Raw genomic sequence first — 20,795 nt, forward strand, 5'->3', positions numbered from 1 at the left:
TTACAGCAATGTAACTCCTGTTCCGTTAAGATTTGAATAATTGACCACACCGTCTTCAATTGTTACACCAGTTGCAATATCTTCAGACAAAAGCAAGGCACCGTCCATATCAACATAATCCAATTGAGGAAGTAAATGTGCAATAGCAGAAATACCGACAGTAGATTCGGTCATACAGCCTACCATTGTTTTTAAACCTAGTTTTTTGGCTTCTTCGATCATGCGTTTTCCTGGGGTTAGTCCGCCGCATTTTACGAGTTTTACATTTACGCCATGAAAATGGTTAAAACATTTCGCCACATCTTCTTCAATAATACAGCTTTCATCAGCAATTACAGGAAGGACAGAATGTTTAAAGACTTCTTTGTGGCCTTCCCAATTATCAGCCTTCATTGGCTGTTCTAGAAATTCAACTCCCAATTTTTTCAATTCGGCCGCATTATTGATGGTTTCGTCAACCGTCCATCCACAATTGGCATCAATTCTAAAAATGGCATTGGTATGTTTTCTAAGTTCTTTTACAATAGCAATATCTTCCTTTGTTCCCAATTTAATTTTATAAATAGGCCAAGGCAGTTCTTGCATTTTAAAAACCATTTTTTCAATCGTATCAATTCCAATCGTATAATCAGTCAACGGATTATGATCGGTTTTGTAATTCCATAATTCGTATAATTTCTTTCCTTTTTTACGAGCATACAAATCATTATAAGCTAAATCTAAAGCGCATAAAGCAAACATATCCTCTTTTAAATACGGATGAATTTTTGACCAAAAAACTTCTGGAGTTTCATTTTCTGTGTTTTCAATAATCGATCTAATTTTTTCCAAATCAGCGATCATCATTGGAACCGTAATATGATAATATGGATTTGAAGTAGCTTCTCCAAAACCAGAAAAACCATCACTTTGTAATTCTACAATTAAGGAAGGCTGAAAATCTATAGATTCTCTAGAAATCGTAAAAGTGTGTTTTAGTTTTAGATTGTATTCTCTTAAAATTAGTTTCATGGCTAATCCTTGTTTTGTGTTTCTGTTTAAAAAATAGAATTCTAACTCTTTTTGATTGACATTTTTATACCAATGCCTGTTTGTAAATCTGGTGCATTATCTAGATTTAAATCTTCCCGAAGATACACAAAATAAGAAAATCGCTTCGTAGAATAAGTACAAATTGCACTCCATCCTTCTAAATCTTCATACAAATGAGATATGGTCTTTTGCCAGTGCGTATTTATTCTTTGGCCCGTTAAAACAATATAATCCATATCTTTTTTCTTGTTGTAAGAATTCTGGAAATTATAATTGATGCCATATGAAATTCGATTGTTGTTTTTGAGTTTTACTTTGTAATTAATAAGACCTTCAAAACTGCATAAAAAATCTTGATTGCTAAGATTTACGCCATCTCCATATTCAAAAATGTGCTGACGTAAAACACCTAAACTTAATCCGAAACTTAGAATATTTTTATCCTTAATGATCATTTTTTTTAAGATAGAAGAAGAAATTCCGAAATCTGAAGCAGGATTATATTTTGAAGTATTAATACCTAGCTGAGCGCCAAAATTTAAGTAAATATGATGTTTTTCATTCATCTCTAATTTAGGATAATACGTGTAATTTATATCAAGTCCGGAAATTAGAAAATCGTTGTTTTCCATTGTTAGTACTCTATTATTCTCATCTTTATAAGCTATTCCAGCTTGGTTTATACCATAATGGTATCTTGAAAAAGGATCTTTTCCGCCTGCAATATTGCGATGAAACCATTCGATTGATTCATCTGAAGTAAAAATAGAATACGGATATTTACCCCGATCAAGCGAGTTAGCTCGAAGGCTGAAACTCAATTCGTGATTAACTGTAAGCGGTAACGTAAAATTAAAGCGATAGGATCGAATAACGCCATCGGCTTCAAATTCTTTAATTTTTGATGGCACTTTATCCAAATCAAATCCAAATTCGCGCGTATGCCATGGTTGGTTTTTAGAAATTTCGCGGTCATTAGGATCAGTCAGTTCATATGACTTTACATAAGGAAGAACCACATTTCCGCTTGAAACTTCAAATGCAAATGAATATTTATCAGTCGAGCGAACGTTGAAATTGTGGTTTAATCTTGATATAAATATCCCAAAAGGATGAGTTGAAAGAGTATTAGGTTTTATAAGGTCGGATGAATTTTCTAATTCTTCATTCCAAAAATCACTTTTATTTGATTGTGCTGTTAATACGCGGCTAAAAATTAAAAAAACAAAAAAGAGTATATAATATTTCATTCTAGAATTTAAAAATTTTTGATAAATCTAATGAATTTTAAAAAGATTAGATTGATTAATTTTTAAAAAATGAATTTCGTTATTATGGCTTTATTGTTTTGAAATAAAGTTCTTTATGGCAACTGTTCCTGTAATTTTTTAATTTCGTCACGAAGTTTAGCAGCTTGTAAAAAGTCAAGTTCTTTTGCCGCTTTTTCCATTGTTTTACGCTTTTCCCGAATCATTTTTTCCAGTTCAGCTTTAGATAAATAGGCCGTTTCTGGCTCAGCAGCAACAGGAATTGGATGACCTAATTCATATTCTACCAATGGGTTTTTGGTGAAAGCGCTTTCGATTTTCTTGTTTAGAGCTTGAGGAGTTATATTATTTTCTACGTTGTAATTAATCTGTTTGGTTCTTCTATAATTGGTCTCGTCAATTGTTCGCTGCATACTCGCTGTAATTTTATCAGCATACATAATGGCTTTACCATTTAAGTTTCTCGCTGCACGACCAATAGTTTGCGTCAAAGATCTATGATTACGCAAGAAACCTTCTTTGTCGGCATCTAAAATGGCAACGAGAGAAACCTCTGGTAAATCTAAACCTTCACGAAGTAAGTTTACTCCAATAAGAACATCAAAAATACCTTTTCGCAAGTCTTGCATGATTTCGATACGTTCTAAAGTATCAACTTCAGAATGTATGTAGCGGCATCGAATGCTTACTTTTGTTAGGTATTTGGCCAATTCTTCGGCCATTCTTTTGGTTAAAGTCGTAACGAGAACTCTTTCGTCTAATTCACAACGAACCTGAATTTCTTCAATCAAGTCATCAATCTGATTTAAGCTTGGACGAACTTCAATTTCAGGGTCTAATAATCCGGTCGGGCGAATAATTTGCTCGACATAAATACCATCCGATTTTTGCAATTCGTAATCTGCAGGAGTTGCAGAAACATAAATCACTTGATTTTGCAACGCTTCAAATTCTTCAAATTTCAAAGGTCGGTTGTCCATTGCTGCAGGAAGACGGAAACCATATTCTACCAAGTTTTCTTTTCGGCTTCTGTCACCTCCGTACATGGCATGAACTTGCGAAACGGTTACGTGACTCTCATCAACAACCATTAAATAATCACTTGGAAAATAATCTAACAAGCAGAAAGGTCTTGTTCCTGCTTCACGTCCATCAAGATATCTCGAGTAATTTTCAATTCCAGAACAATATCCTAATTCGCGAATCATTTCTAAATCGAAATTGGTTCTTTCTTCCAAACGTTTCGCTTCAAGATGTTTTCCAATTTCTTTAAAATAATCTACTTGTTTTACCAAATCCTGCTGAATTTGCCAAATTGCACCCTGTAAAACCTCTGGAGAAGTCACAAACATGTTGGCAGGATAAATCGTTAATCTTTGGAATTTTTCTATAACCTGAGAAGTTTTGGCATCAAATGCTTCGATTTCTTCAATTTCATCTCCAAAAAAATGAATTCTATACGCATCATCGGCATAACTTGGATAAACTTCAACCGTATCTCCTTTAATTCTGAAAGTTCCAGGATTAAAATCGGCTTCAGTTCTGGCATATAAACTCTGAACTAAACTATGCAATAATTTAGTTCTCGAAATAACCTGATCACGTTTAATTTCAATTACGTTTTTCTGAAATTCAACAGGGTTTCCGATACCATATAAACAAGAAACAGAAGCTACAACCAAAACGTCACGTCTTCCTGAAAGTAGGGAAGAAGTGGTGCTTAAACGCATTTTCTCCAATTCTTCATTGATAGATAAATCTTTTTCAATGAAAACTCCAGTTACGGGCATAAAAGCTTCTGGCTGATAATAGTCGTAATAAGAAACGAAGTACTCGACCGCATTGTTTGGAAAAAACTGTTTGAACTCCGAATACAATTGCGCTGCTAAAGTTTTGTTGTGCGCCAAAACCAAAGTGGGTCTTTGCACTTCCTGGATAACATTGGCAACAGTAAACGTTTTTCCGGAACCAGTAACTCCTAATAATGTTTGGTATTTATCTCCGTCAACCACGCCTTGTGCCAACTTTTGTATGGCTTGTGGCTGATCTCCTTTTGGACTATATTCTGAAGAAACTTGAAATTTCATTTGCGTATACTGAAAATTTGGTTTTGTAAAGATACGAAGTTTGTGTAAGTAAGTAGTTTAAAGTCTGTCCCGAATTGTACTAATTTGCACTAATTTTGTTTATGAAACCAATGTAAATGCAAAGCTTATTTGTAAAATTGTGTGACAAAAAAAAACGTTTAATCTAAAAAACTAATAACAGCGTCATTTACAATCTTGGGCTGATCGATAGTTAGAAAATGCCCTGCATCTTTGATGATTCTAGTTTCGCTTCTTGATAAATGTTTCTTCGCCCTTTCTAGACTTTCTTCAGAATTAATAACGTCTTTATCTCCAATTAAGACCAAAACAGGATTTTTAATAGATTCTAATTCTTTATCTGAAAAAGGCATCATTTTAAGCATGCTAGAATTGGATTTTGCATATTTATTAGCCAAATAAAACTGTCTTTTGTAAATACGGCTTATGTTTTCTGGATGAGTTGAAAAGGTGTTTAATGTTTTACTGAATTTCTTTTCGCTCGGAAAAAGTTTCAGCATTAATGCGGAAGTTGTTTTTCTAGGTTTGTCAAGAAATTTAAAAGTCTGTGCAGGACTTAATAAAACAATTTTATCTATTGAATTTGGTTTTTGAGTTGCTAATAATGTAGCAATCCAGCCGCCTCGTGAAGCGCCGATTAGATCCAATTTCTTTAATTTATAATGATCGAAAATTTCATTATAAAAAACAACAATATCATCAGATGAAAGCGGTTTTGCAGTTAAATTAGATTTGTTAGGCTCCATGATAAAATCGATGGCGTAAATGCGATGGTTTTTGGCTAGAATTTTAATGTTTGGGTACCACATAGTAGAACTGGCGTCCATTCCGTGAAGTAAGACTAGGCTTTTCCCGTTCCGTGGCCCTGCGATTACAATGTGCGCCGTTCCAAAACTGGTTTTTACGTCTTCTTCGGTGTATGGAATGTTCCAAAGTTTTAAAGCTTTGTCGTAAGCAGTTTGATATTTTGTCTCTTCGGCTTTGGTTTTAAAAACATAATCGTCAAATTTTGCTTTTTTTGAAGCACAACTTGTCACTAAAAAAAGTACAATTGCTAAGCGGGAATATATTTTTAATATCATAATAAAATTCAATTTTCAGCTTAAAGTTACGATTAGAGTAGGTGAAAAGGGTATCAGAATTTTATTTTAAAATATCATAATTTTAAGATTTATCGTTTTTGGAGGTCAAATAATAAATCTGTACAAAAGCTAAAATCGCGTTCGGAATAATTACTGGCCAAAGCCATTGATTGAAATCTCTATAATCATTTAAAAAAATGCCGTAAATGACAAAACAGATACAGCCAAACATATTAATAAATCGGATTGCTCTGAGGTTTTTTAGCAAAAAGCCTCCAACGATAAACACAGACGCGAGATAACCAATATATTCTGCCATGATCTTGATTTTAAATAGTTTACAATAAATGTAGCAAAAGCTAATTATAAAATCAAGGTTTTGTTTTGGAAATGAATTCTTTAGTTAGAAAAAGGATTATAATTTCTTGGGATTACGACTTGTATGGCGAATTCTTAAAATATGAATTTCATTGAAAGTTATTTTGTATGATATCCTATAACTGTAGATTTCATATGCGCGATAATCTCCATTGTTTGGAATTTTCATTTCATCCAATTCGTAAATTTCCCAGTTTGTTTTTAAGATTGTTACGGAGTTGTAAATAGTATCAATTACTTTGTTTGGGATATTCTTATTTTTAGATTCTTTAAATATATGAAAGTATATCTTTTCAAGCTGATTTTTAGCAGCTTTAGACCAAATTATTTCTTTTTCCATTGCTCAATTTGATCCTTAATTTCATTATGAGAGTAGAAATTGCCACTTTGAATATCTTCTTCGGCAACTTTTAAATCTTCATTGTATCTTTCAGAATAATTGACAGGAGTTTTACGACTATCTAAAATTGTTTTTAGTGCAGATAAAAATTGCTCGTCATCAATTTTTCCAATTTCAGAAATTAAAATATTTTTAAGCTCGAGAGTGTTCATGATTGCATAATTTTATCGAAGTTACAAAACAAAACGATACTATTGGTTTTGAAAATCTTAAAATTTCCAAGAGTTATGCTCAGTATCATTTAGGAAGCTCCAAGCCACAATTCGGCTATTTTTTTGTCCTTGCGACATTTCGATTGTTTGGACAGAAACGGCGTTTACTTTTTTCAAGATTTTGTAAATCGAAGAAAGATTTTCTTTTTTAGAAACCAGAGTGGTAAACCATAAAACTTGCGAAGGATATTTAGCGCTTTCGTAAATCATTTGCGTGATGAATCCGATTTCTCCGCCGTTGCACCATAATTCGGCATTTTGTCCGCCAAAATTCAAAATGGGATTTGTATTTCTTTTTTCTTTCGGATTTAAATTAGAAACTTTTCTAGAAGTACTTTTATTCGCTTCCTCAGCAGAGGCATGAAAAGGCGGATTACACATCGTGAATGTAAAACGGTCTTCGGGCGTGATAATATTTTTAAAAATAAATCGCGGTTCAGTCTGTTGTTGCAAACTGATAGAATCGATTAATTCTGGATTGGCTTCGATAATTTTACTGCAATTTTCGATTGCTTTTTGGTCAATATCTGTTCCGACAAAACTCCAGTTATAAATCGAATTCCCTAATATCGGATAGATTAAATTTGAACCGGTACCGATATCTAATCCTAAAACATGTGATGTTTCTGGAATTTGATTATTGTTGCTTTCTGCCAATAGATCGGCAATATAATGAATGTAATCCGCGCGTCCTGGAATTGGCGGGCAAAGATAATTTTTAGGAATATCCCAGTTTTGAATGCCGTAATAGGTTTTCAGTAAAGCCTTGTTTAATGCTTTTACAGCAGACGGATTGCTGAAATCAATAGTTTCGATTCCGTATTTGTTTACAGAAATAAAAGCTTTCAATTCTGGGCAATTTGAAATCAGTTTTTCAAAATCATATCGGTTTCGATGAAGATTTCTTGGGTGTAAATTGCTTTTTTCGGAATTGTCGTTTGTTTTCATTTTCATTGATTTCGAGTGCAAAGATAGGTATTCCTTTTTTGTAGAAAGAGTTGTTTTGAAAATGAGTGCCTAGCCCTGATGGGAGCGGCATCCTTTTGTGGTGGGGTTCACCACAAAAGATATAGCGGACAGCAGGAATTAGCTTCTAATCAAAACACTCCATTAAAAGCAAATCCCCTTCTCGATGTGTAATGGTTACAATGCCATCTTTTTCGACAGAATTACTGCTTCCGGTTCTATAGCCCATTGTAAGGGTATCGTTGTTTAATTCGTACTTTAAATTGGCTGAAGAAATTCCGTTTACAACACCAATTGGAATAAGTGAAATTGGTGTTTTAGCGGTATACCATTTCTCAAATTTTGTTGGAAGTAAAAATATTTTTGAATGATCGTCGAGAATTACAATTTTGAGTGAATTTCTGTAACGAACAATCTGTGTAAGGTTTGTAATCGTATGATCGGCGCGTTTTCCGGTTGCCCAAACGACATTTACGGCAGGAATTTTTCTTTCGATAAGATAATCAAAAGCCTTTTCTAGATCTGTTTTATCTTGATCTGGCGTATGAACAATTTCGATTGGAAATTGCGAAGTTTTATAAATTTCAGGATCAAAACCGCGGTCAAAATCACCCAAAAGCACATCGACTTTTATACCTAATTCAATCACTCTTTCTATAGCCGAATCTAACACGATAACCAGTGGCGACCATTCTAATAATTGACCTAATAATTCGGGATCGCAGGCTGCGCCATTTGCAATTATTAAAGCGGGTTCTTGATCGTCGCGAACTATATGGTGTGATGACATAAGCGTTTTTTTGAATGTGATGTAAAAGTACAGCTTAGAATTTTAGATTTCTGGTTTTTTGCCACAGATTTCACAGATTAAAAGGATTAATTCTTACCTGTGGTAAAAATTAAAAATCAAGAAGTCTTCTGTGATAATTGATTTGTCCTAAATGATAGGCTAAATGGGTTGAAAGATGAACCAGAAAGAATCCGGTTGTCATCTCTTTTTCAAAAACAATCTGCGGATAAATCTGTTCTAAATCTTTTTCAGTTAAGGAATCTAAACTTTTATTGATCACTTCAATCGTGTCTTCTATTTTAGAAATCAATTCTGCTTTTGGAATATCTTTTAATGAAAACTCTAAGGGACGATTTCGAACGTAACCAGTTTTACCAATTTCAGCGCCAATGTAAGTATTAAGATTGCCAATTAAATGCAAACATAAGTTTCCAGCTGAATTGGAAATGTTTTTATCTATTACCCAAATTTGTTTTTCGAATTCGTAAGATTCGATTTCAAATTTTAGTTTGTTAAGATCTCTATTAAAAAGAATTTTTAGTGATTCAATAACCATTTTAATTTCTGTTTTTTATCGGTATCCAGATTTCTTCTTCAGAAGTAGTATCGTCTTTTTTGTATTTATGATCCATTACGGCAAAATGCGGTCTGTCGTCTACCGTGTATTCCGAATTTGGGAGCCATTCTGCAAAAATGTAATGATACGTTTTATGAGCTTCTGTTGCTGGACCTAAATGAAGGAAAACAGCATATAAACCATCTGGAACAATTAAAGTTTTCATTCCTTCTGGAATAGTTTGATAATCTGAAACTTCTACTGCGGCCCATTTCTGGAAACTGTCATTAGGATCAAAATTATCAAAATGGTTTTTTGCATACACTTCTAAAGAATATAAATTGGCATCAATAGCATTTTTTATTTCTTTTCGATTGGGCATAAAACCATTCCATAATTGAAAAGTTTTATTCTCGATAAATGACATTTCGATAAAATGTCCAACGAGTTTTTTCTCGGTTAAGTTTTTAATGATGGGTAGCATAATTACTCAATTTTGTATTTCTGTGTACTGGTTTCGCTTAGAGAGAAATACCCAAGCGGATAATTATTTTTGTCTGTTGTATTGATGATGTTTCCTTTTACGGTGGCTGGCGGCGATTGAAACGGACCTCCAACATTACTACCCGCTATACTTACCAAGATGTTCATGTAATTATAATATTGCTTAGAAATCCCGTAATGCGTTACCTCGACTTCATCTCCTGCTTTTAAATCTTCATCAATGGCGCTGCTGAAAATTTCATTTCCCTGATAAAATTTATCTTCAGAAACATAATAATTTGAAGTTACTTTATTCGAATAAACATATTTAAATAAATAAAAATTGTCTTCCTCTGCAGGATCTGTAAAATAAGCTTTTATTTCGATATCTTCTCCTGTAAAACCGCTGTTATTTTTTTGTTCGATTCGATTAATTGGCGCTACCGATTTTAAAACTTCAGATGCTGTATAAGTGTTTCCTTTGTCGATAACGGTTAAAGTATATTCTTCATTAATTTCAGGTCTGAAATTAGGGCAGATATAGCGCCCTGTATTATTAAATTCAACAAAATTAAATTTCTGATTTTTGCTATTTGTCACATAAACCACCGCATTTGATACCGCAGGAATTACATCCTCAAAATAACCTGTTGTCGATGTTAATCTGATAACTTGCTGTTTTCCAGTAGTGCCCTTTTCCCAAGTTATAGCAGCTTCGATCACCAGTTTTGGAGGAGCGGTATCTAAGTCAACATCGACTACTTCTTCGCAACTAGTGAAAAACAATGATGTAAAAAATACGATTAAAAAAACTAATTTTCTCATAAGCTTATTTTTAGTTTTTGAACTGATTTTTTTAGAATTTGAAATTATAACTTACTGCAGGAACAATTCCGAAAATGGATAATCTCACGGCTTCATTTGCTCCTGTATCAACATTTTGCCTGAAATTAATTGAGGCTGCATTCATTCGATTATAAAGATTGTAAATACTAAAAACCCATTCGCCTTTCCAGTTTCTATTTTTGTTGTTGCGCGGCGTTAGTGTTGCAGAAATGTCCAAATGATTATAAGAAGGAAGTCGATTTTCGTTTCGTAAACCGTAACTTGGAACTATAATGCCTAAATATTGGTACTGTCCGTTCGGATACGTTACGGGTTGTCCTGACTGCAATGCAAAGTTAGCACCAAATGACCATTTTTCGTTTAAATTGTATGCAGATGTAATCGCTAAATTATGTGTTTTGTCATAAGCAGATGCATACCATTTGCCATCGTTAATGCCAATTTCTTCTGGAGTTCTTCCTGGAGTCTGTTGTTCTGATCTTGAGAGTGTGTACGAAATCCAGCCATTAAAGCGGCCTTTGTTTTTCTTTATCATCAGTTCTAAACCATATGCGCGCATCTGACCATTTAAAATAACCTGTTCTATGGCATTGTTGGCAATTAAATCGGCTCCGTCTATATAATCCAGTCTGTTTTGTATTTTTTTGTAATAGGTTTCTACTTCTAGCGAATAAGCGTCATTATAAATATTTCTAAAATAACCTAACGCCACCTGATCTGCAAGTTGAGGTTTAATGTAATTATCGCTCGGCATCCAGACATCTAGCGGAGTAGGAGATGAGGTATTGGAAATTAATTGAAGATATTGCGCCATTCTATTGTAACTCGCTTTTAGAGCTTGTTCATCATTTAATTGGTACGAAATAGAAAAACGGGGTTCAAGATTGTTGTAACTCTGAATGACCTTGTTTTTACCAAAATATTGTGTTGAAGTTGGCGTGCCTTTTTCGTAAATCTGCATGTCGGTATTAAAAACTACGGCTTCATTGTTATCGTAGTAATTAATAGTGGAAGCGCCTAATCTGTAAAATAAGCTGTAACGCAATCCGTAAGCGACAGTAAGTCTTTTAGAAATCTGACTTTCTGCATCTAAATAAATAGAAGGCTCAAAAGCATATTTTCTGTCTAATTGGTCTGGATTGATACCAGAATCTTCTCCAGTTGGCTTTATGGTTCCTGGATTAAAGTTGTAATAAATTCCGTTAACGCCATAATTCAGTTTTAGTTTGTCTGAAAGATAATGTTTGAAATCATATTTGATGTTATAGTTTTTGATCCCTGAATCCCAATTGAAACCTACAAAATCAAGATCCAATCCGTAATAGTAATCACTGTAAATTAAGGATAGATTGGAGAATAATTTATCAGAATACAGATGATTCCATCTCAGGTTTAAAGTTGAATTTCCATAAGTATTGGTAAAGCTTTTATTTAATCTGAAAACGTCTCGGCCAAAATATCCAGATAAATACAAACTGTTATTATCGTTGAGTTTATAGTTTAATTTGGTATTTAAATCATAAAAATAAGCAGCATTGTCTTTGTTGTCTTCAGAAAGTTTAAGAAAAAGATGCGCGTAAGAAGCTCTTCCGCCAATTAAGAAAGAACCTTTGTCTTTTACAATTGGACCTTCTGCCAGTAAACGGCTCGAAATTAATCCGATTCCGCCATTCATATGAAAATCTTTACTACTCCCGTCTTTTTGATAAATTTCTAAAACCGAAGAAGCTCTTCCTCCATAGCGTGCTGGAATTCCGCCTTTATACAGTTTTAAATCTTTAATGGCATCGGGATTAAAAACAGAAAAGAATCCGAAAACGTGAGATGAATTAAAAATAGTCGCTTCATCTAAAAGAATAAGATTTTGGTCTGCACCGCCTCCGCGGACATTAAATCCGGAAGCTCCTTCGCCTGCATTGGTAACGCCTGGAAGTAATAAAATAGATTTCAAGACGTCTACTTCTCCTAAAACAACAGGCATTTTTTTTATGGTCGAAATAGAGAGTTTGTTCACGCTCATTTCTGGCGATTTGATATTGGCCTTGCTTTTGTTTTCCGTAATGATCACTTCTTGAAGTTCTTCGCCACCTTCTTTGATCGAGAAATTGCTTTTTATATTCTGATCTAAAACAATATTTTTTTGAATGGTTTGATAGCCCACGTAGCTAATTTCGATTTCATATTCGCCTTTTGGTATAGAAATAGAATAAAAGCCGTATTCGTTGGTTGTGGTTCCAATTTTTAAAGCTGGAATAAAGATATTAACTCCAATTAAAGTTTCGTTGTTTTTACTGTCGCTGATAGTTCCGCTTAAAGTAAATTTTTCCTGCGCAAATGAGGTGAAGATCGTTAAAATGAAAAGAAGAAATGTGCAGGTATTTTTTGTAATCATTCTATTGATTTTGATTTACATAGATAATGAATTCTTACTAAATATTCTTACGGAACTTTTGTTAAACATAAGTTAAGATAAAAAAAGGACAACCTTTGTGGGTTGTCCTTTTTGTTTATTTCGAAATACAGATGTATTCTGAATTATTTGATTTTAGCAACAATAGCGTTGAAAGTTTCACTAGGACGCATTGCTTTGCTTATTAACTCAGGAGTTGGTTGGTAGTAACCTCCAATGTTCTGAGCTTTTCCTTGAGCACCAATTAATTCTGCATCGATTTTAGCTTCGTTAGCTTCAAATTCAGCAGCAATTGGAGTAAAGATAGCTTGCAATTCAGCATCTTTAGTTTGAGCAGCCAAAGCTTGAGCCCAATAGAATGCTAAATAGAAGTGAGAACCACGGTTGTCAATTTGACCTACTTTACGAGCTGGAGATTTATCGTTTGCTAAGAATTTATCATTAGCTTGATCTAAAGTTTCAGATAAAACAATTGCTTTAGAGTTGTCTAAAGTTTGTCCTAAATGCTCTAAAGAAGCGCCAAGAGCTAAAAATTCTCCTAATGAATCCCAACGTAAGTATCCTTCTTCTGTAAATTGTTCAACGTGTTTAGGAGCAGAACCTCCAGCACCAGTTTCAAACAATCCACCACCGTTCATTAAAGGAACGATAGAAAGCATTTTAGCAGAAGTTCCTAACTCTAAGATTGGGAATAAATCTGTTAAGTAGTCACGTAAAACGTTTCCAGTTACAGAAATAGTATCTAAACCTTTGATGATTCTGTCTAAAGTAAATTCTGTAGCAGCAATTGGGTTTAAAATACGAATATCTAAGTTTGTAGTATCGTAGTCTTTAAGGTATTTTTGAACTTTTACGATCAATTCTCTATCGTGTGCTCTGTTTTCGTCTAACCAGAAAACAGCAGGAGTACTAGATAAACGAGCTCTGTTTACAGCTAGTTTAACCCAGTCTTGAATAGGAGCGTCTTTTGCCTGACACATTCTAAAAATGTCATTAGCTTCAACATTTTGCTCCATTAAAACATTTCCGTTTGCATCAACCACACGTACAACACCGTCACCTTTAATCTGGAAAGTTTTATCGTGAGATCCGTATTCTTCAGCTTTTTGAGCCATTAATCCAACGTTAGGAACACTTCCCATTGTTTTCGGGTCAAAAGCACCATGTTTTTTACAGAAATCGATAGTTGCAGTATAAACTCCAGCATAAGATCTATCTGGAATAACAGCAAATGTATCTTGTGCTTTACCTTCTTTGTTCCACATTTGTCCAGAAGTACGGATCATTGCTGGCATAGAAGCATCAACAATTACGTCTGAAGGAACATGTAAGTTTGTAATTCCTTTATCAGAATTAACCATTGCTAAAGCTGGTCCGTTTGCGATTGCCTGATCGATAGCAGCTTCAACTTCTGCTTGCTCAGGTCTTCCAGCAATTTTAGCGTAGATATCGCCTAAACCATTTCTAGTGTCAACGTTTAATTCAGCGAATAAAGAAGCGTATTTTTCGAAAACATCTGCAAAATATACTTCAACGATAGCGCCAAAGATAATTGGATCAGAAACTTTCATCATTGTAGCTTTTAAGTGTACAGAAAGTAACACTCCTGCAGCTTTAGCTTCAGCGATAACATCAGCAGCAAAAGCTTTTAATTTGCTTACGCTTAAAACAGAGCTGTCAATAATTTCTCCAGCTTTTAATGGAGTACTTGCTTTAAGAACAGTTGCAGTTCCGTCTTTAGCAACAAATTCGATTTTTACATCATTAGCTTCATTTACAGTCAATGATTTTTCACTTCCGTAAAAATCACCGCCTGACATAGAAGCCACTTTAGTTTTTGAGTCAGCAGACCAAGCACCCATAGAGTGCGGGTTTGCTTTTGCAAAGTTTTTAACTGCTCTTGGAGCTCTACGGTCAGAGTTTCCTTCACGTAAAACTGGGTTTACAGCAGAACCTAAAACTTTTGCATATTTAGCTTTAATTTCCTTTTCAGCATCGTTTTGAGGATCTTCAGGGAAATTTGGTACGTTGTATCCGTGCGATTGTAATTCAGCAATAGCCGCTTTTAATTGCGGTACAGATGCTGAAATGTTTGGTAATTTGATAATGTTTGCTTCTGGCTGAGTTGCTAATTGGCCTAATTCTGCCAAAGCATCTCCAGTTTTTTGAGCATCTGTCAAAGAATCTGGGAAGTTTGATAAAATTCTTCCTGCCAGCGAAATATCTCTGGTTTCGATTTCAATTCCAGCTGTTGCTGTAAAAGCTTGAACAATTGGTAACAAAGAGTAAGTTGCCAATAACGGCGCCTCATCAGTTAAGGTGTAAAAAATTTTTGATTTATTCATTTTCTTTTTTTTTTATAATCGTATCGTCAGGAGTTAACGATGTAAAAGATATATTCGGCTCAAAATGAGCGGAGCAAATATAATAAAATCACAACGAAAACGGTTGAGTTTTGATGAGAAAAGACGAAATTAACAGATTGTTATTTCGAGCTCGTTAAATTGCTAAATCGATGATTTTGGTATTAAAAAATTACGGTTTTGTTAGTGGTGGAAATAGAACATAAAAAAAACTCGTTTCAAAGAATATGAAACGAGTTTTTTATAACATTTGCATTGATTTTAATGAAAAATTGAATTGATCACTTTGTTTCTTTTTCGATAAAATCTTTGTATTTTTTAAGATTAGAAATTGAATCTTCTTTCAATTCAAACTTATATTCGTATTGTGGGATTTTTTTCGGATAGCCTTTAACGAATTGAGAGTTAAAAATGGCTCTTAATTTTACTGCCTTCATTTTTTTTATAGAATCAAGATATCTAGATAAGGTGAAATTTGTACTTTTCATTTTGTTAGAATAGTATACGATCATAGTATCTGGATAGGTGTGGTCTACTTTAGATTTGCACTTATATTTCTCTATTAGTTTATAATCATCTTGATCTTTTTTTGAACTAACCAATTGCATAAGTGATGGAACGAAAAAGGTTTGATTGTAATATGCCTTTTCACCCAGAATAGAATCAGTCTTGGCTTTTTTACCGTTTTTGGCATTTAAAGACTCGTAATAGTAACCATATTTTTCTTTTTCTTTAAGCAGAAAGTATCGGTTAATTACTTTCCTCTCAATAATTGCTGTATCGTTTTGAACAGTGTGAATATCTTCAAATTCGTATAATGCGTAATTTTTGTAATGAATAACAGCAACGCTATCAAGTATCGTATAAATTGTATCAGATTTAAATAGAGGAAAACTAAAGCGTAGATAGGTTTTACTAATTTCATCTTTTGATAAGAAAGATGTAGAAATTAACAAAAATGTAATGAATCCAAAAATACTCAATATCATTTTTGGATTTTGAATTTTAGATGTATTACTCATTAATTGAAAAAACTTGCGAAGAAGTTAGTAAGAATGTTATTAGTATTAAAATTTTCTCAATGAGTTAAATGTAGGTAAATTTTCATGATTTAAATTTATTTATGAAAAAAAAATAGTTTTAAGAGATAAAGCGGGAGAGAGAACTTTATAAAGCATTTTCATAAAAGTTTAAATAAAAAAAAAGTCCCAAATCTGAAATATCAGTTTGGGACTTTTGTACTTTAGAAAAAATAAATTATCTTCTTTTATCTTTAATCTTAGCTTTTTTACCAGTAAGTTGTCTGAAGTAGAAAATTCTAGCTCTACGTACAGCACCTTTCTTGTTAACTTCGATTTTTTGTAAAGCTGGTAAGTTTACTGGGAAGATACGCTCAACACCAACAGATCCAGACATTTTACGGATAGTAAAAGTTTCTGTGTTACCAGAACCTCTTCTTTGAATTACAACTCCTTTAAAAAACTGAGTTCTTGTTTTTTCACCCTCTTTAATTTCGTAGAAAACAGTGATTGTGTCTCCAGCTCCGAAATCTGGGAAATCTTTTTTAGCAACGAATTCGTCTTGAACGAATTTTAATAAATCTGCCATGATAATTTAAATTATGGTTTTTATATTAGAGCAACATTCACGGATCTCGCCAGAGGTTGGTCAAATTCGGGTGCAAATGTAGATAAAAAAAATTAAATTCCAATAAATTAAATTACAAATTCCAATTTCTTAACTGCTTGGTTATTGGGATTTGTAATTTTTAAAATTTGGAATTTACTCAAGCAAATCTGGTCGTCTATTTTTAGTATGTTCATACGCCATGTCTTCTCGCCATTTATCGATTTTGGCTGCGTGTCCGCTGGTTAAAACTTCTGGAACTTTCCATCCTTTATAATCTGCAGGTCTTGTATATATTGGTCCTGAAAGCAAATTGTCCTGAAAACTATCTGTCAAGGCTGAGGTTTCGTCACTTAAAACACCAGGAATTAATCGAATTAAAGCATCAGATAAAACTATAGCGCCCAATTCTCCTCCAGATAAAACATAATCGCCAATTGAGATTTCTTTTGTAATAAAATGATCTCTAACTCTTTGATCAACACCTTTGTAATGTCCGCACAAAATGATAATGTTTTCATACATTGACATTTTATTTGCCATTTTTTGGTCTAAAGTTTCGCCGTCAGGAGACATATAGATTATTTCGTCATATTCTCGCTGACTTTTCAAATGCGTAATGCAATCATCAATAGGCTGAATTGTCATCACCATACCCGCTCCGCCGCCAAAAGGATAATCATCTACACTTTTCTGTCTATTTGTGCTGTAATCGCGAAGATTGTGAAAATGCACTTCGACCAAACCTTTATCAATGGCGCGTTTCATAATTGAAGCCTCAAACGGACTTCTTAATAATTCGGGTAAAAGTGTAATAATGTCAATTCGCATCTTTAATCGATAATTTCTTGCTGGCAAAGATACAAATATTGCATGGAGTCTTTTGGTAATAATTATATAACATACTTATTAAATTGTGTAAAAGTTAATGTTGTAACTTTATTTATCATTACATTCTTAATTATCAATGGTATAGCGGCCAAATCCAAACGTAAATCAAATGCTTATTATGAAAAAAATAATATTAATGTTCCCACTGCTTGCACTCTTTGTGTTCTCTTGTGCAAGTACGAGCTCAGCTACGGTCGATGTGGGAGAAGCTAAATCGAAAGTGCTAAAAACCTTAGGGAATCCAGTAAGAACTTTAGATAATAATCAAAATGGTGAAATTCTTGTTTACGCAGATCAAGTTTTTACTCAAGATGGAACAACATCATTGGCGGGATCAAACTACTGGCGTTACAATTATGTATACATAAGTAAAGAAGGTAAAGTTACATCAACACGACAAGAGAAACAGAATTATCCGCCTCAAGCAATTGATTCTGCAAAAATGGAAGGATTAAATTTATTGACATCTAAATAAGTTTATCCGAAATATTTTTGAACAATTCGTATTTTTAGATTTATTTAGAAATACGAATTGTTTATTTAATGACTTCACCAAAAATAAAAATCCTTGCCATATCTGGAAGTACGAGAAGTAATTCCAGTAATTTCAAAATTCTGAAATACATTTCAAATTATTTAAAACCTAATTTTGAAATAGAAATTTTCGAAGATTTAGAAAGCCTTCCTCATTTTAATCCCGATTTAGATACAGATAATCCTCCGCAAGAAATCACTTCATTTAGAAATAAAATAAGAGATGCTGATGGCGTTATTATTTGCACGCCCGAATATGTGTTTAGCCTTCCGGGAAGTTTAAAAAATGCTTTAGAATGGTGTGTTTCAACCACGATTTTTTCAAACAAGAAAACAGGACTAATTACAGCTTCAGCTTCTGGAGAAATGGGACACGAACAGCTTTTGCTGGTAATGAAAACACTCGAAGCTAAATTTGATGATGCAACACAGCTTTTAATTCAGGGAGTTCGCGGAAAAGTTAGTGCTGAAGGCGAAATCACATCAGAACAAACCGCAGAAGCACTTCAAAATTTTGCAGAAAACTTTAAGAATCAATTTTTGTGATATATTTACTTTCTGAAATTTATATCATAAAATGATTAGCAGAAGAAATTTTATCGTAACCACAGGTCTTGCTACAACAGCTGTTTTGGCTTCACCATCATTTGCATTTTCTATGAATAAAAAAGAAATAGGCTTACAGCTGTATACGCTTCGTGAAGAACTTCCGAAAGATGTAAAAGGAACTTTAGAAAAAGTTGCCCAAGCAGGTTTTACCAATGTCGAAACATACGGTTTTTCGATAAAAGATCAGTTTTGGGGATTAACGCCAAAAGAACTTAAAAAGATTTTAGATGATAATGGATTGAAAGCCGTTAGCGGACATTACAATTTAGGAAGCTTTTTGTACGATGGAAACACCGAGGAATTAATTGCATCAATTGAAGCTGCTAAAATTCTAAAAAGCGAATTTTTAACTGTTCCATGGGTTGATGAACCTTTCAGAAGAAATATTGAAGATTATAAAAAGATAGCCGCTCGTGTAAATGAAGCTGCAAAAATGTGTAAAAATGCAGGTTTGAAACTGGCCTATCATAATCATGATTTTGAATTTCAAAAGCACGATGGTGTAACGGGTTATGAAATTTTATTGAACGAAACGGATAAAGATTTGGTATTTTTTGAATTGGATTTGTATTGGGTAATTCATTCTGGAAATGATCCTTTAAAATTATTTAGAGAAAATCCTGGACGCTTTAAAATGTGGCACGTAAAAGATAAAGACAAAATAAATAATGAACTGAATACCGAAGTTGGTTCTGGAACGATCGATTTTAAACCTATTTTTAAAGAAGCAAAACAATCGGGAATGGTTCATTTTTTTGTAGAACAGGAGAATAATTTTGCTTCCAATTCTTTTGAATCAATTAAAACGAGTTGTGATTTTATTTCGAAAAATTTAATCTAGTAAATTGATTTATGAAGAAACTTCTTTTGGTGTTATTAGTTATTCTTTGTTCTTGTGAATCAAATAAGAAAGAAAAATCAAAATCAAATCACGAGCCAAAGCAGGAGCTTAATTTAAAGGTAGATCCCTATTTCGTAGCGATCAAAACTAATGATGTTAAGCTTGCTGAGCCAGTTTTTGGCGATTGGCTGTATTCTCGTAACGAAAAAGGGCAGACTTTTGAGCAGTTTATTAAAACAAAACATGTTGTTCCGACTAAAGAAGAAAATGTTATTTATCTGCAGCCTATAGGAGAGTTTAATTCGTTGCAAGTCAAACAAATTGAATTGGTTCGTCAATATTTGCAAATATTTTTTCAGCTAGAAACCAAAGTTTTAAAAGATGTTTCAAATGATATTATTCCAAATCATGCCAGACGAATTGGAGATGTTGGGCAGGAGCAATTTTTAGCAGGTTATATTTTAACCGATGTGTTAAAAAAAGAAAAGCCCGATAAAGGAGTTGCTTTAATGGCCATAACAGAAAAAGATTTGTACCCAAAGCCAGAATGGAATTATGTGTTTGGATTAGCATCTTATAGGGATAAAATTGCGGTAAGTTCGATTTACAGAATGCAAAAAGAAGCAGACTTTAATTTGAGTTTAGATCGATTATTGAAGATTTGTTCGCACGAAATAGGGCATATGTTCGGTTTACACCATTGCATTGAAGCGAATTGTGTTATGAACGGAACAAATAGCATGGTAGAAACAGATAGACATTCCCTTAGATTGTGTTCTCTTTGTCAAAGAAAACTAAATTCGGGATTAAAATACGATAATAAAAAAAGGTTACTTGAGTTAGAAAAGTACTTCAAGGAGAATAAATTAAATGAAGGTTTAGAATTAATGGAAAAAGACCTTAAAAGCATTCAATAAAAATAAAAAGATTATGAGTTTAGGAACAAGCAAAGAATTTATAAAAGGAGATGAAATCGAGTGGGAAGTAGTCGGAGAAGGAATAAAACGCAAAATTTTAGCTTTTGACGAAAGAGTGATGCTGGTAAATGTGCATTTTGAGAAGGGTGGAATTGGTGTTTTACACGAACATTATCATACACAAGTTACTTACGTAGCAAGCGGAAAATTCGATGTTACGATAAACGGTGTGACCGAAACGCTAAAGGAAGGCGATAGTTTTTACATTCCGCCTCATGCAATTCATGGAGTTGTTTGTTTGGAAACAGGAATGCTAACGGATGTTTTTGGCCCTGCGAGAGAAGATTTTTTGAAATCATAACAGGCTTAAAATCAGTTGATTTTTAGCTTTAAAATCCTGATCTAATCTTAAATTTAAAAATTTTATAACTTTTTTAAAGATTCAATTAAGATTAGATCGGTATTTTTGCAGCATGAATTTATCTA

22 protein-coding genes are annotated in these 20,795 nt (G+C 33.4%); 5 read left to right on the plus strand and 17 right to left on the minus strand.

The window, feature by feature from the left end:
* The 17 genes from AC3Y25_RS09815 to trmD form a co-directional block, all read right to left on the minus strand.
* The gene (locus AC3Y25_RS09815; protein ID WP_095931357.1) at positions 1–1,011 is read right to left on the minus strand and encodes a dipeptide epimerase; all 1,011 of its coding nucleotides are present in this window, start codon (positions 1,009–1,011) and stop codon (positions 1–3) included.
* A 41-nt stretch (positions 1,012–1,052) separates the two neighbouring features.
* On the minus strand, positions 1,053–2,282 hold the full coding sequence (locus AC3Y25_RS09820; protein WP_489902620.1) for a hypothetical protein: 1,230 nt from the start codon (positions 2,280–2,282) through the stop codon (positions 1,053–1,055).
* A gap of 113 nt (positions 2,283–2,395) precedes the next feature.
* Positions 2,396–4,387, minus strand: a complete 1,992-nt coding sequence (uvrB, locus tag AC3Y25_RS09825) for an excinuclease ABC subunit UvrB (RefSeq protein WP_250835195.1) — start codon at positions 4,385–4,387, stop codon at positions 2,396–2,398.
* A 158-nt stretch (positions 4,388–4,545) separates the two neighbouring features.
* Complete coding sequence (locus tag AC3Y25_RS09830) at positions 4,546–5,487, minus strand: alpha/beta fold hydrolase (RefSeq protein WP_489902621.1); 942 nt, start codon at positions 5,485–5,487, stop codon at positions 4,546–4,548.
* A gap of 82 nt (positions 5,488–5,569) precedes the next feature.
* Positions 5,570–5,806 carry a uroporphyrinogen decarboxylase gene (locus tag AC3Y25_RS09835; protein ID WP_111365373.1) on the minus strand — a complete coding sequence of 79 codons (237 nt, stop codon included), beginning with the start codon at positions 5,804–5,806 and terminating at the stop codon, positions 5,570–5,572.
* Positions 5,807–5,902: 96 nt separating this feature from the next.
* The gene (locus AC3Y25_RS09840; protein WP_489902622.1) at positions 5,903–6,205 is read right to left on the minus strand and encodes a type II toxin-antitoxin system RelE/ParE family toxin; all 303 of its coding nucleotides are present in this window, start codon (positions 6,203–6,205) and stop codon (positions 5,903–5,905) included.
* Entirely contained in the window at positions 6,190–6,417 is a 228-nt protein-coding gene (locus tag AC3Y25_RS09845; protein WP_489902623.1) for a hypothetical protein, read from the minus strand. Before AC3Y25_RS09845 ends, AC3Y25_RS09840 begins: the two co-directional genes overlap by 16 nt.
* A gap of 57 nt (positions 6,418–6,474) precedes the next feature.
* The gene (gene rlmF / locus AC3Y25_RS09850; RefSeq protein ID WP_489902624.1) at positions 6,475–7,425 is read right to left on the minus strand and encodes a 23S rRNA (adenine(1618)-N(6))-methyltransferase RlmF; all 951 of its coding nucleotides are present in this window, start codon (positions 7,423–7,425) and stop codon (positions 6,475–6,477) included.
* Between the two features lie 145 nt (positions 7,426–7,570).
* The gene (locus AC3Y25_RS09855; protein WP_427872582.1) at positions 7,571–8,233 is read right to left on the minus strand and encodes a thiamine diphosphokinase; all 663 of its coding nucleotides are present in this window, start codon (positions 8,231–8,233) and stop codon (positions 7,571–7,573) included.
* 109 nt (positions 8,234–8,342) lie between these two features.
* Entirely contained in the window at positions 8,343–8,789 is a 447-nt protein-coding gene (locus AC3Y25_RS09860; RefSeq protein WP_379797497.1) for a DinB family protein, read from the minus strand.
* A gap of 1 nt (position 8,790) precedes the next feature.
* Positions 8,791–9,273, minus strand: a complete 483-nt coding sequence (locus tag AC3Y25_RS09865) for a GyrI-like domain-containing protein (RefSeq protein WP_489902625.1) — start codon at positions 9,271–9,273, stop codon at positions 8,791–8,793.
* A 2-nt stretch (positions 9,274–9,275) separates the two neighbouring features.
* Complete coding sequence (locus AC3Y25_RS09870; protein WP_489902626.1) at positions 9,276–10,097, minus strand: DUF4249 domain-containing protein; 822 nt, start codon at positions 10,095–10,097, stop codon at positions 9,276–9,278.
* A 31-nt stretch (positions 10,098–10,128) separates the two neighbouring features.
* The gene (locus tag AC3Y25_RS09875; protein ID WP_489902627.1) at positions 10,129–12,510 is read right to left on the minus strand and encodes a TonB-dependent receptor; all 2,382 of its coding nucleotides are present in this window, start codon (positions 12,508–12,510) and stop codon (positions 10,129–10,131) included.
* Between the two features lie 143 nt (positions 12,511–12,653).
* Positions 12,654–14,873, minus strand: a complete 2,220-nt coding sequence (locus tag AC3Y25_RS09880) for an NADP-dependent isocitrate dehydrogenase (protein WP_489902628.1) — start codon at positions 14,871–14,873, stop codon at positions 12,654–12,656.
* Positions 14,874–15,172: 299 nt separating this feature from the next.
* Complete coding sequence (locus tag AC3Y25_RS09885) at positions 15,173–15,880, minus strand: hypothetical protein (RefSeq protein ID WP_489902629.1); 708 nt, start codon at positions 15,878–15,880, stop codon at positions 15,173–15,175.
* Positions 15,881–16,148: 268 nt separating this feature from the next.
* A complete protein-coding gene (rplS, locus tag AC3Y25_RS09890; RefSeq protein WP_144214894.1) occupies positions 16,149–16,499 on the minus strand; it encodes a 50S ribosomal protein L19 in 351 nt (116 codons plus the stop codon).
* Between the two features lie 174 nt (positions 16,500–16,673).
* Positions 16,674–17,348: a tRNA (guanosine(37)-N1)-methyltransferase TrmD gene (trmD, locus tag AC3Y25_RS09895; RefSeq protein WP_427872586.1), complete on the minus strand. Its 675-nt coding sequence runs from the start codon at positions 17,346–17,348 to the stop codon at positions 16,674–16,676.
* A 196-nt stretch (positions 17,349–17,544) separates the two neighbouring features.
* Between trmD and AC3Y25_RS09900 the strand changes: the two genes are divergently transcribed.
* The 5 genes from AC3Y25_RS09900 (at position 17,545) to AC3Y25_RS09920 (ending at position 20,670) form a co-directional block, all read left to right on the plus strand.
* Positions 17,545–17,883, plus strand: coding sequence for a hypothetical protein (locus AC3Y25_RS09900; RefSeq protein WP_489902630.1), 339 nt, complete (start codon positions 17,545–17,547; stop codon positions 17,881–17,883).
* A 68-nt stretch (positions 17,884–17,951) separates the two neighbouring features.
* Positions 17,952–18,488 carry an NADPH-dependent FMN reductase gene (locus AC3Y25_RS09905; RefSeq protein WP_427872588.1) on the plus strand — a complete coding sequence of 179 codons (537 nt, stop codon included), beginning with the start codon at positions 17,952–17,954 and terminating at the stop codon, positions 18,486–18,488.
* Positions 18,489–18,519: 31 nt separating this feature from the next.
* On the plus strand, positions 18,520–19,392 hold the full coding sequence (locus tag AC3Y25_RS09910) for a sugar phosphate isomerase/epimerase family protein (protein WP_489902631.1): 873 nt from the start codon (positions 18,520–18,522) through the stop codon (positions 19,390–19,392).
* Between the two features lie 11 nt (positions 19,393–19,403).
* The gene (locus AC3Y25_RS09915; protein ID WP_489902632.1) at positions 19,404–20,309 is read left to right on the plus strand and encodes an archaemetzincin family Zn-dependent metalloprotease; all 906 of its coding nucleotides are present in this window, start codon (positions 19,404–19,406) and stop codon (positions 20,307–20,309) included.
* Between the two features lie 10 nt (positions 20,310–20,319).
* The gene (locus AC3Y25_RS09920) at positions 20,320–20,670 is read left to right on the plus strand and encodes a cupin domain-containing protein (protein ID WP_379797646.1); all 351 of its coding nucleotides are present in this window, start codon (positions 20,320–20,322) and stop codon (positions 20,668–20,670) included.
* The last annotated feature ends 125 nt before the right edge of the window (positions 20,671–20,795 follow it).

Source organism: Flavobacterium sp. LK-23 (assembly GCF_058135255.1).